The organism is Streptococcus suis, assembly GCF_046032535.1.
Classification (GTDB): Bacteria; Bacillota; Bacilli; order Lactobacillales; family Streptococcaceae; genus Streptococcus; species Streptococcus suis_AK.
Genome location: NZ_JARQPL010000051.1, coordinates 1 through 11390, shown reverse-complemented (window position 1 = coordinate 11390; position 11390 = coordinate 1). Strand labels below are relative to the sequence as shown.

Annotated in this window: 11 protein-coding genes; 9 read left to right on the top strand and 2 right to left on the bottom strand. The window is 41.4% G+C overall.

Translation table 11 applies throughout. The annotated features are described in order from the left end of the window. The first annotated feature begins 246 nt into the window (after nucleotides 1–246). The 3 genes from P7J58_RS10685 to P7J58_RS10675 all read left to right on the top strand — a co-directional run bounded on the left by P7J58_RS10685 (nucleotide 247) and on the right by P7J58_RS10675 (nucleotide 3115). The gene (locus P7J58_RS10685; RefSeq protein ID WP_024376719.1) at nucleotides 247–939 is read left to right on the top strand and encodes a phosphoglycerate mutase; all 693 of its coding nucleotides are present in this window, start codon (nucleotides 247–249) and stop codon (nucleotides 937–939) included. Between the two features lie 105 nt (nucleotides 940–1044). Next, the gene (locus P7J58_RS10680; protein WP_015647197.1) at nucleotides 1045–1428 is read left to right on the top strand and encodes a VOC family protein; all 384 of its coding nucleotides are present in this window, start codon (nucleotides 1045–1047) and stop codon (nucleotides 1426–1428) included. 289 nt (nucleotides 1429–1717) lie between these two features. Continuing rightward, nucleotides 1718–3115: a polysaccharide deacetylase family protein gene (locus P7J58_RS10675; RefSeq protein WP_408556321.1), complete on the top strand. Its 1398-nt coding sequence runs from the start codon at nucleotides 1718–1720 to the stop codon at nucleotides 3113–3115. Between the two features lie 66 nt (nucleotides 3116–3181). Here the strand turns inward: P7J58_RS10675 and P7J58_RS10670 are convergent, their stop codons facing one another. Continuing rightward, complete coding sequence (locus P7J58_RS10670) at nucleotides 3182–4264, bottom strand: DEAD/DEAH box helicase (protein WP_226314479.1); 1083 nt, start codon at nucleotides 4262–4264, stop codon at nucleotides 3182–3184. Then, nucleotides 4254–5240 (bottom strand): Gfo/Idh/MocA family protein, encoded by a 987-nt coding sequence (locus tag P7J58_RS10665; protein ID WP_099871632.1) that lies wholly within the window; start codon nucleotides 5238–5240, stop codon nucleotides 4254–4256. Before P7J58_RS10665 ends, P7J58_RS10670 begins: the two co-directional genes overlap by 11 nt. Before the next feature lie 83 nt (nucleotides 5241–5323). On the opposite strand from P7J58_RS10665, the gene udk reads away from it, so the two are divergent. From udk to dnaX, 6 genes are all read left to right on the top strand, one after another. Continuing rightward, nucleotides 5324–5953, top strand: coding sequence for a uridine kinase (gene udk, locus P7J58_RS10660; protein WP_002940213.1), 630 nt, complete (start codon nucleotides 5324–5326; stop codon nucleotides 5951–5953). A 1-nt stretch (nucleotide 5954) separates the two neighbouring features. Continuing rightward, nucleotides 5955–6494 (top strand): PadR family transcriptional regulator, encoded by a 540-nt coding sequence (locus P7J58_RS10655; RefSeq protein ID WP_024376722.1) that lies wholly within the window; start codon nucleotides 5955–5957, stop codon nucleotides 6492–6494. A gap of 87 nt (nucleotides 6495–6581) precedes the next feature. After that, the gene (locus P7J58_RS10650) at nucleotides 6582–6851 is read left to right on the top strand and encodes a DUF1294 domain-containing protein (protein ID WP_012775285.1); all 270 of its coding nucleotides are present in this window, start codon (nucleotides 6582–6584) and stop codon (nucleotides 6849–6851) included. Between the two features lie 171 nt (nucleotides 6852–7022). Then, complete coding sequence (locus P7J58_RS10645) at nucleotides 7023–9011, top strand: hypothetical protein (RefSeq protein WP_408556322.1); 1989 nt, start codon at nucleotides 7023–7025, stop codon at nucleotides 9009–9011. A 97-nt stretch (nucleotides 9012–9108) separates the two neighbouring features. After that, on the top strand, nucleotides 9109–9606 hold the full coding sequence (locus P7J58_RS10640; protein ID WP_014638428.1) for a GAF domain-containing protein: 498 nt from the start codon (nucleotides 9109–9111) through the stop codon (nucleotides 9604–9606). Then, nucleotides 9606–11273 (top strand): DNA polymerase III subunit gamma/tau, encoded by a 1668-nt coding sequence (gene dnaX, locus P7J58_RS10635; protein ID WP_408556323.1) that lies wholly within the window; start codon nucleotides 9606–9608, stop codon nucleotides 11271–11273. Before P7J58_RS10640 ends, dnaX begins: the two co-directional genes overlap by 1 nt. Nucleotides 11274–11390 lie beyond the last annotated feature (117 nt).

Sequence of the window (11390 nt, the reverse complement as noted above, 5' to 3'; positions counted from 1 at the left end):
AAATACTTAAAAAATCCAATTCTATCAAGCGATTGAAGCGGATCGTGGAAAAATAAAGTGATAAAGTCGGGATTATACCATTATTTTGTATTTTTTCTAAGAAGAAAGATAGGTCTAGAGACTGAATTTACATGAAAGAGTAATGAAAGCGTACACAGATTGTGGAAAGGCTGGCATTTTTTTACCTTTTCGTGTAAAATAGAGAAGTATAAGAGGGGAACCTCAAAAGAAAAGGAGAATCCATAAATGGTAAAATTGGTTTTTGCTCGCCATGGTGAGTCTGAATGGAACAAAGCTAACCTTTTCACTGGTTGGGCTGATGTTGATTTGTCTGAAAAAGGTACACAACAAGCAATCGATGCAGGTAAATTGATCAAAGAAGCAGGTATCGAATTTGACCTTGCTTTCACATCTGTATTGAAACGTGCTATCAAGACTACAAACTTGGCTCTTGAAGCTGCAGATCAATTGTGGGTACCAGTTGAAAAATCATGGCGTTTGAACGAACGTCACTACGGTGGTTTGACTGGCTTGAACAAAGCTGAAGCAGCTGCTGAATTTGGTGATGAGCAAGTTCACATCTGGCGTCGTTCTTATGATACTTTGCCACCAGAAATGGCTAAAGATCATAAGTATTCAGCACACACTGACCGTCGCTATGCACACCTTGATGATTCAGTTATTCCAGATGCAGAAAACTTGAAAGTAACGCTTGAGCGTGCCCTTCCATTCTGGGAAGATAAAATTGCTCCAGCATTGAAAGACGGTAAAAATGTATTCGTAGGTGCACACGGTAACTCAATCCGTGCCCTTGTAAAACACATCAAACAATTGTCTGATGACGAAATCATGGATGTGGAAATTCCAAACTTCCCACCACTTGTATTCGAATTGGATGAAAACTTGAACATTGTGAAAGAGTACTACTTGGAAGCATAATTCATTTAAGGCCTGAGTTCGCTCAGGCTTTTTTAGTTTTGAATATCGGATTTTTCATAGAGAGTATGGTATACTGGTGGTATTAAATGGTAGGAGGAATTTATTATGGCAAGTAAAAAAATGTTGCACGCTTGTTTGCGTGTTGAGAATTTAGAAGCATCGCAAAAGTTCTATGAAGAAGGGTTTGGCTTTAAAGAAACCCGTCGCAAGGACTATCCAGAGCACAAGTTTACCTTGGTTTACTTAGCACTTGAAGGGGATGACTTTGAGATTGAATTGACCTATAACTACGATCATGGTCCCTATATCGTAGGCGACGGTTTCTCGCATCTAGCTCTTTCTTCAGATGATTTAGAAGGTGATAATGCTAAGCATAAGGAGCTGGGCTATCCAACGACAGACATCAAGGGCTTGCCAGGAAGTCCAGGTCGTTATTATTTCGTGACAGATCCAGATGGCTACCGTGTGGAAGTCATTCGTGCAGATTAATTTAGAAAAGATTGCCTAGGCAGTCTTTTTCTTTTCAAAAAAATCAGAAAATGGCAGGAGGGAGGGAATTAGAAAGCAAATCAATTATTTATACTCAATGAAAATCAAAAGTAGCCTAGGAAACGAAGCCGAAGATAGAACTGGAGTTCATCAAGGCTCTTGACAATGGATAATTTTGATTTTTGAAGAGTATTACCTAATCTTTTTATGAGTTTTTATAGAACTGTCTTGACAAGAGCCTTTAAATGATTTAGCATAGTTTATATATGTTTTGAATGGGAGGCTGGAGATGAAAAAAGTTAGTTTTTGGTTGGGAATCAACATCGCCTTGCTCGGCATAATGGTAAGTTTGGCTGTATGGTTATTTGCAGGACTTCAAGAAAGACAGGTTAGTCAGTTTATCGAGGAAAAACAACAAACCATCCTCGCTAAAGGCAAGGGCAAAATTCAAGAGGGAAATATTGATACGACCCATGTTGTGGCTGCCTTACCTACAGATGATGCAGGTCATGTCTTAGGACCTGTAGAAAGTCGAATGATTTCCTATATTCAAAGACGCTTTGGTCATAAAAAACCAGCAGGAAAAATTCAAAAACTGGTCTTTGTTTCATCAATAGAGGGAAAAACAAATTTTAAAAATGTAACAGCTCGTGAAATTCAAGCGGAGCACTATAAAGTAGACAACTTGCAAATTAAAAAGCAGGATAAACTCCCGTCTGAGCGTGTGTTGTTGACGCAGGACAATGAATTGTTTACCCTGGAAGATTTATTACCTAATTTATCCTCTGCAGCAAGTATTATTGTTGATCATCTAAGAGAAGCCTTACTTGCTCAAGGAATGAAAGAGACTGATGTAGAAGCGATTGTCAAAAAATTTGAAACACTAGACTTAAATGCTATTTCCTTTAGTTATGGAGACAGCCAATTAACCTTACAATTACCAGATGGTTACGGCATCAACCAGTTGGTTCTACCAATTTCAGATTTGTACCAAGTAGTGAAGAGTGAGTATCTAGTAGATGCTGATAAGGTTGGCTATGATGAGTATATGGCTGCACAAGTTGTGGATAAGAAACATTTGAGACAGGTCGCTCTAACCTTTGATGATGGACCAAATCCGAACACGACACCGGTAGTTTTAGATTTACTGAAAAAATATAATGCCAAAGCAACTTTCTTTGTTGTTGGTAAGGCTGTAGCTGGGAATGAAGCTATTCTCCGTAGAATGATAGCGGAAGGGCACGTCATCGCCAACCATACGTGGAATCATCCCAATCTAGTCACTATTTCTGAGGAGCAAGTACAGAGAGAAATTCAAGATACACAGGCAGCTATTACTGAAGCTACAGGTATTGTACCAACAATGGTTCGCCCTCCTTATGGTTCGGTTAACCAGGCTGTTGTCAATCAGATGGGACTTCCATCGATTTATTGGTCGATCGATTCTAAAGATTGGAAGAGTCGCAATCCCCAAGCCATTTTGAAAGAAATAAAAGAACAGACTTGTCCAGGAAGTATTATCCTAATGCATGATATTCATCAATCAACAGTTGATAGCCTCGAGTCTGTATTGCAATATTTAACAGGTGAGGGCTACAATATGGTTACTGTAACAGACTTACTCGCCAGTCCTCTCAATCCTCAATTAATCTATTATTCACAAGAATTATCTGGTCCAGCCCAGTAAGAATGATAAAAGGCTTAGAATCATGTTAGTAGAAACACTGGTTCTAAGCCTTTTGCATATTGTTCATTATATTTTGTAGAGCTCTTGATTCTTGAGAATGACTTCTTGGACGGAGGCATACTTTTTCAATTGTTTTAGTTCGCTAGGACTAGATACTAGGGTGATGACAAGACCTTCCTTGCCCATGCGTCCAGTACGTCCAGAACGATGAGTGTAGGCTTCTTGGTCAAAAGGAACTTCAAAGTTGAGGACACATTCTAAGTTATCAATATCAATACCGCGTGCGACCATATCTGTAGCAAGTAGAAGATTGAGTTCGTGATTTTTGAAACGTTCGATGATGACCTTACGGAATTTTACGTTGACATCAGAAGCCAATGAAACTGCATTCACACCATTATAGAGTAGTTTATTTTCGCTTGCACCAAGGTCTGATAGGCTGTTAAAAAATGCAAGAGCACGAAAATCAGGGATATTGGCAAACTTACGTAGAGTTTCCAAACGGTCACGCTTGTCCACCATCATGTAACAATGCTGAATATTATCCAATTTCTGCTCAGATAAATCAATGCTTTCAATGTCCTCAGCAATTTTTTGACGGTCAAATTTAGCTGTTGCACTCATGTAGATTAACTGGTGGTCACGAGGTACATAGTTGATAATCTTTTCAACAAACTGATATTGAGAATCGGAGAATAGCTGATCAAACTCATCTAGGACGATGGTGTTGATATTCATCATCTTGATTTTTTTCAATTTAATCAACTCAAAAATACGACCAGGTGTTCCAATCAGGATTTCTGGTCCTTTTTTTAGTCGCTCAATCTGGCGTTTTTGACTAGAACCAGATAAGAATAGTTGAGCAGTCAACCCAATTGTCTCCGACCAGGTCTTACAAACATCAAATATTTGACCAGCCAGTTCTGTATTTGGTGCGAGGATGAGCAATTGCTGGGCTTTTTTAGGAGTTAGGGCTAATAAGCTAGGCCAGAGGTAGGCAAGGGTTTTTCCTGTGCCTGTTGGGCTGATAGCTAGAAGGGACTTGCCGTTTGCAATAGGCTCAAAGGCCTGGACTTGGATAGGAGTAAAGTCCTCAAAGTCAAGTAGGGTAAGCTGGTCCGTCCAGCTGGAGGGAAATTTAGATTTCATTGTTATCCGCCTTAAAGATTATTCCTGCGTCTTGACGCATGGTGTAAAGTGTTTGATGGACGCTTTCTGCCACATCTAGCCATTCATTGGCTAGGTCGTGATTGCCTGTCTGTATAGCTTGGGCAATGGCTTGTACCTCTTCTAGCATAGCATCTTCCTGAGCTCGGATAGGTAGGACTACTTGGCTACCATCATGTTTTGTGAAAATAGCAGAGCTGATATGCTGGCAGGCGTTGAGGGTGAGAGTTCCCTCACTGGTATATATTTCGCTTGGTAGATTGCTAGTGATATTTTTTCCAGCCTGAATACTTACTAAAAAATCATCATAAGTCAGTTGCCCAGTCCCATTCAAATCAATGGATGAAGGGAGTTGTTGAGCAGTGTATCGGGCTGCATTTGGTCTGCCAAAGAGGCTAATGGCAGTATAGAGGGTATAGACACCCAGATCCATTAAGGCTCCGCCAGAAAAATCAGTTGAAAAGATATTTGGGGTCTGTCCTGCCAAGAGGTCAGGCATTTTGGAAGAGTATTTGGCATAGGAGAAGTTGGCCCCAAAAACAGTCTTATCCTTCAAGAAGTCCCTAATAATAGCGATGGCTTCCTCGTGGTAATTGCGGGCAGCTTCAAATAGGAAGACACCATTTTCCTTGGCAATCTGACGAAGTTGGGCCAATTCTTGAGGTGTGGACACCATAGGCTTTTCAACTATAGCGTGTTTGCCGGCCTTGAGAACAGCTTTTGCATGTTCAAAATGCAAGGCGTTTGGATTGGCAATATAGACCAAGTCAATCGGTGCAGAAAGGAATTTTATCCATTCTATGTATAAATCGACTCCTTCATACTGCTCTGAAAAGGCAGCAGCAGTTTCTAGTTTACGGGAGAAAACAGCCTGTAGCTGATAATGTCCACTTAAATGGGCCGCCTCTATAAAACGATGAGAGATGTCTGAGGTGCCAACAATACCAAAATTAAGCATAAATTCTCATTTCTTTATGTGTTATCCTTTCCATTATACCATGTTTCATGGTAAAATAGTATTGAAAATAGAAGGAGATGATGATGACTCAGAAACCCATTATTATTGGCGTAACCGGCGGATCTGGGGGTGGCAAGACAAGTGTGTCGCGTGCTATTCTGGATAATTTCCCAAATGCTCGCATATCAATGATTGAACACGATTCTTACTATAAGAATCAGTCACACCTAACCTTTGAAGAACGGATATTGACCAATTATGACCATCCACTAGCCTTTGACACAGATTTGATGATTTACCACCTGGGTGAATTGCTGGCAGGGCGTTCGGTGGATATTCCGATTTATGATTATACTCAGCACACACGTTCAGAGAAGACCTATCGTCAGGAACCACAAGATGTATTTATTGTGGAAGGTATTTTAGTATTGGAAGACAAACGGTTGCGGGATTTAATGGATATTAAGATATTCGTCGATACTGATGACGATATTCGTATCATTCGCCGCATTAAGAGAGACATGGAAGAGCGTGGCCGTAGCTTAGATAGTATCATTGAGCAGTACACCTCGGTGGTGAAACCAATGTATCACCAGTTTATCGAGCCAACCAAGCGCTATGCAGATATCGTCATTCCTGAAGGCGTCAGCAACGTTGTAGCCATCGACTTGATTAACACCAAGGTGGAGAGTATATTAAGAGAGCGTGGTTAAGATGCCGAAGCAAAGAATATTACCTCATATTATATTAGGGATTATGGGTGCTAGCGGTCAAATGGTAACTGGCAAACAGATTACCGACTATGTTCAACGTGATTTAGGCGAATTTTGGCAGGTTGCCCATAGCCAAGTCTATCCAGAATTAAAACGTATGACCAAGGAAGAATTGATTACTTGTCATGCAGTACCTGGAAATGAAAAGGAAAAGCAGTATGCGATGACGGCTACTGGTCGTCAGATTTTAGACGAATGGCTATCCATTCCAAATGAAGAAACGCCTCAGCAAAAAGACTTGTTTTCAATCAAGATGTTTTTTATCCGTGAAAAGGATGACCCACGGATTCCTGGTTTGTTGCAGAGTCAAATTGAACTAGTCACCAAGCACTTAAAACACCTAGACAGTCGTAAAGTTGAGCTGTTCTCAACCAAGGAAAGTATCCAAGACAATTATGGACACTATTTGATTTTGACACGGTCTATTGAACGCAACCGTGCCCAGCTCAAATGGTTAGAGGATACACTGGCAGAAATGTAACGATTCGGATTTCCGAATCGTTTTTTCTTGTGTCCTGGTTTGGATTATGTTAGAGTAAGAAGAAATGTGACTTAATTGGAGGAATGTATGTCAATCAAACAGATGGTTAGTATGGCGCTAGTAGTGTGGAATTTACTTGTCTTCATCACCTATGGTATGGATAAAGGGAAGGCAAGAAAGAACGCCTATCGGATTTCAGAAAAGACCTTATTACTCATGTCCTATTTTGGTGGTGGGCTGGGTGCCTGGGCAGGTGGAACCCATTTTCGGCATAAGACACAGAAAAAGTATTTTCAACTAGCCTGGGCTATAGGGGTATTGATTGATGCAGTGATTATGTACTGGATGTGGAAATAGGCGTAAGCCTTTTTCTTTTTCTGAAAATATGAAAAATCGACTGAAAACTATGAAAGAACCGAATATTTGCATATTAAGGGCATAATTGCTTGACAGGTTGCTTTTTTTTTTTAGTATACTGGTAAGCGTGCCTTTTGGCACAAAAGTTTTATATAAATGGAGGTTTTTCATATGAAAAGAAGTTCACAGCAGAAACGGCTTGCTAAGTGGAGTAAGCTGGGTCTGAGTTTGGCAGCGGTCACTGTTTTGGGTGGGCTGGTTGAGCCGGTGGGTTTCAAAGTAGTTGGTTCGACAGAGGTTTATGCAAATGAGCAGGTAGATTCAGCTTTGGAGGCCAGAAAGGCTGAAATCAAGATCATGATCCAAAGCTATCGTGATTTAGTTGGTCAGATAAAAGCTCTCAATCCAGCGGACTATACAGAGGAATCGTGGAATAGGAATTATGATGGCGATGTTCGGATTTATCTTGGAGCACAAAGTATTGCTGCTGCCTACAATGATGATCTAACCTTTTCTACATTGAGCTTGGATGGGGTTGATAGCCACAAAACATTAAATGAGCTAAATGCAACCTATTTATTTGGCTATCAATATGTTGAAAATGCTATCCCAATTTTGAAGCAAGCGATGGCAGACTTAGTTCCTGTTTCAAAACCGATAGAAACTCCGACGGACAAACCAGCTGAAACTCCAGTGGAACAGCCAGAACAACAGAGTCTCCCCTATACAGTTGAATGGTATTTAGATGGTCAATACTATTATGGCTACACAGGAAATATCGAGCCTGGAGAGTTACGTGACCGTGGGGTTATTGATAAAGGCGGGATTCCAGAGTGGATTGCTTTCGCAGATTTGGCAGAAAATAGTCCGCAGAACTATGAAATTACTTATGAGAAAGTAGCGGCTGGTGAAAACTATTATCGCTTTGACTTGGTAAGTATAGACAAGGCAACGGTTCCGTATACCATTGAGTTGGTAGACCAAGACGGTCAAGTTCTCCAAACCATTCAACAGAGTGGAGTTGAAGGAACGGAAGTGACATTTGATTTTCCAGTAATATCAGGTTATAGAATAGGTAAGACTGAAGGATTTGAATCAGGGACGGTTGGGAAAAATGGGTCTTTCAGACTAGTCGCCAATAAGACTGTTAAGGTATACTATGACAAAGCTCCTTCTATTGACTCGTTAATTAGACCTGAACAACGTGTGGAATATCAGAAAGTATTTGATACCTTCCATACCACTGTCTTGAAAGCTTTTGAAGTCTATAAGAAAGAGTTGGGAGTAGACCATATTATCCGCCTGTCAGAGGATGAAGCTAAGTTTAATCAGATTACCCAATCAGAGGATTTAACTACTTTACAATTAGAGTTAATTTTAGTTGAATACTTATTTAACGAACCAGTAGGTCTAGTCTTGACAGATCAAGATATTATCAACGCTATAGGTTGGACTCCTGAATACTGGGGTCATCAAATCGCTTACCATAAAGAAATTACTCAAAAACTTGAAAAAGCAATGGCTAACATTGCTGCATCAAAGGCAATTCCGACAGTTCCAGTAGATCAATCGATCACGATTAAGGCTGTCTATACTGAGGAACAAATTGAACCTGGCCAAAAAGTTGATGTGTTAAAAGAAATTGAGTATACACTCAAACCAGGGGAGAGTGTTGTTCTAGAACCCCTAGCATTTGAAGGTTGGACATCACGAGTAGTTCAAGAAAGTCAAACAGTTACTTACGAAGAAGCTAAGGCAAGACCTAACAAGGAATACTACTTCTATTACATAGAAGAGGGTACAACACCAACAGAGAAACCAATTGAAACTCCGGCTGAAACTCCAACTGAAAAACCGGCCGAACAGCTAGTTGAAAAACCAACTGAACAACCAGTTGAGAAGTTGGTTGAAAGACCAACTGCAAGTCCAACTGGTCAGTCAGCATCAGAAAAACAAGCAACCAAACAGGGAGATAAGGAGCCTGCGGCACCAGCAAGCCAAAGCAAACAGTCAACTGTCAAACCTGCATCAACTAGTCAGTCACAGACAAAAACTTTACCAGCTACTGGTGAAGTCAGCTCCGTCCTACATCTGACAGGTATGGGCTTATTGGGACTAGCAGGTCTGGTCGTGAAAAGACGTTCAGGCAAGTCATCTTAATTAAGAACCCTGTAAACGAGATCGACAGGTCTCGTTTTTTGCTGATTTCTAACAATACCTACTGTCAAGCTCCGTCTTTCTATGCTATAATGTTCCTATGACAAAACAAGAAAAAATTTCAAACTATCAATTATTATTGGCTCAATTGGAAGCTCTTCTTGATGGGGAAACCAATGCTTTAGCCAATCTATCAAATGCTTCTGCTTTGCTCAATCAAGCTCTACCAAACTCTGTCTTTACAGGATTTTACTTGTATGATGGTAGTGAATTGATTTTGGGGCCTTTTCAGGGTGGCGTTTCCTGTGTTCATATCGCACTTGGAAAGGGTGTCTGCGGTGAGGCTGCAGCTAAGCGCCAGACTATTCTCGTAGACGATGTTCGTCTACATGATAACTATATTTCTTGCGATGCGACAGCCCTATCAGAAATTGTTGTGCCAATGGTAAAAAACGACCAGTTGCTGGGCGTTTTGGACTTGGATTCGAGATTGGTAGCTGATTATGATACGATTGACCAAGACTATCTAGAAAAGTTCGTTGCTCTCTTGGTTGAGAAGACGGACTGGAATTTTGCTATGTTTGGAGAAAAACGCTAATGTACCAAGCTTTATATAGGAAGTACCGAAGCCAGACCTTTGGGGAGATGGTGGGGCAGGAGGTGGTTGCGACCACGCTCAAACAGGCCATTGAACAAGGGAAAATCAGTCATGCCTATCTCTTTTCAGGTCCTCGTGGTACGGGTAAGACATCGGCAGCTAAGATTTTTGCCAAGGCCATGAACTGTCCTAATCAGGTTGGAGGTGAGCCTTGTAACGATTGTTATATCTGTCAGGCCATTACCGAGGGCAGTCTGGAAGATGTGATTGAGATTGATGCTGCTTCCAACAATGGTGTGGATGAGATTCGTGATATTCGTGATAAATCGACCTATGCACCTAGTCTTGCGACCTATAAGGTCTATATCATCGACGAGGTCCACATGCTGTCTACTGGAGCCTTCAATGCCCTCTTGAAGACCTTGGAAGAGCCGACTGAAAATGTGGTCTTTATTCTAGCAACGACGGAATTGCACAAGATTCCTGCTACCATTCTGTCAAGGGTGCAACGATTTGAATTTAAGTCCATTAAGGTGACGGACATTCAGGAGCACTTGGCTGCAATTTTGACCAAGGAAGGGCTAATCTTTGACGAGCAGGCTCTGACGATCATTGCGCGTCGGGCAGAAGGGGGGATGCGGGATGCCCTATCCATTTTGGATCAGGCTCTCAGCCTTAGTCAGGACCAGCAAGTAACCTTGGAAATTGCTGAGGAAATTACGGGTTCTATCAGCTTGCGTGCCTTGGATGACTATGTGGCAAGTCTGCGTCAAGGGGATAGTGTCACAGCTCTCCAGCATCTACAAACCTTGTTTGATCAAGGAAAGAGTATGAGCCGTTTTGCGACAGATCTTTTGCACTATTTGAGAGATGTCCTTATCGTGCAGACGGGTGGTGAGGATACGCATTTAACAACAGGTTTTTCAGAAAATCTAGCTCTTGAGCAGGCACGGATTTTTACCATGATAGAGATGGTGACCAGGGGTTTGGCGGACATCAAGTCCAGTCCTCAACCCAAGATTTACGCTGAAATGATGACCATTCGTTTGGCTGAAGATAGTTCTCCTTCGGGGGCGATGGCAGAGCTGCCAGCTGATTTACTGGGTCAACTAGCCAGTCTGCAACAACAAGTTGCGGATTTACAGAAACAACTAGGTCAATTATCTAGTCAACCAAGTGCTGTTAAGCCAGTTTCACGCAAGCCGCAGGCTCCGAAGAAGTACCGATTGGATACCAGCAAGATTCATGCAATTTTGCAGGAAGCTATGGAAAATCCAACCTTGGCGCGTGAAAATTTGACTCGCTTGCAGAATGCTTGGGGAGAAATTATCGAGAGTCTGTCAGGTGCAGATCGTGCCTTGCTTGTTGGTTCTCAACCAGTTGCTGCCAATGAAAATCATGCGATTCTAGCCTTTGATTCTCCGCTTAATGCTGAACAGACTATGAAGCGTGACAATCTCAATACCATGTTTGGAAATATTCTCAGCAAGGCCGCAGGTTTTTCTCCACAGATTTTAGCTATTGCTCAGGAAGATTGGGTAAGTATTCGTGCTGAATTTTCGGCAAAAGCAAAAGGGCAAAAGACACAAGAAATCGAAAAAGAAGCCAGTCCAGTCCCAGAAGAATTTGGATTTCTCGCAGATACAGTTGAGATTAGAAATGATTAGAAAATGAGGCTGAGCAAAAAGCTCAGCACCGCTTCTCAAAGTTAGTGTCAACATCTCAGCGCAGTGGTTGATTGGCAGATTTGTTCGTGTTTTACACTCCAAATCTGACCATTACGA

Coding starts and splice junctions, on each gene's coding strand:
- P7J58_RS10685 (WP_024376719.1), top strand. CDS start 247: ATGGTAAAATTGGTTTTTGCTCGCCATGGTGAGTCTGAATGGAACAAA.
- P7J58_RS10680 (WP_015647197.1), top strand. CDS start 1,045: ATGGCAAGTAAAAAAATGTTGCACGCTTGTTTGCGTGTTGAGAATTTA.
- P7J58_RS10675 (WP_408556321.1), top strand. CDS start 1,718: ATGAAAAAAGTTAGTTTTTGGTTGGGAATCAACATCGCCTTGCTCGGC.
- P7J58_RS10670 (WP_226314479.1), bottom strand. CDS start 4,264: ATGAAATCTAAATTTCCCTCCAGCTGGACGGACCAGCTTACCCTACTT.
- P7J58_RS10665 (WP_099871632.1), bottom strand. CDS start 5,240: ATGCTTAATTTTGGTATTGTTGGCACCTCAGACATCTCTCATCGTTTT.
- udk (WP_002940213.1), top strand. CDS start 5,324: ATGACTCAGAAACCCATTATTATTGGCGTAACCGGCGGATCTGGGGGT.
- P7J58_RS10655 (WP_024376722.1), top strand. CDS start 5,955: ATGCCGAAGCAAAGAATATTACCTCATATTATATTAGGGATTATGGGT.
- P7J58_RS10650 (WP_012775285.1), top strand. CDS start 6,582: ATGTCAATCAAACAGATGGTTAGTATGGCGCTAGTAGTGTGGAATTTA.
- P7J58_RS10645 (WP_408556322.1), top strand. CDS start 7,023: ATGAAAAGAAGTTCACAGCAGAAACGGCTTGCTAAGTGGAGTAAGCTG.
- P7J58_RS10640 (WP_014638428.1), top strand. CDS start 9,109: ATGACAAAACAAGAAAAAATTTCAAACTATCAATTATTATTGGCTCAA.
- dnaX (WP_408556323.1), top strand. CDS start 9,606: ATGTACCAAGCTTTATATAGGAAGTACCGAAGCCAGACCTTTGGGGAG.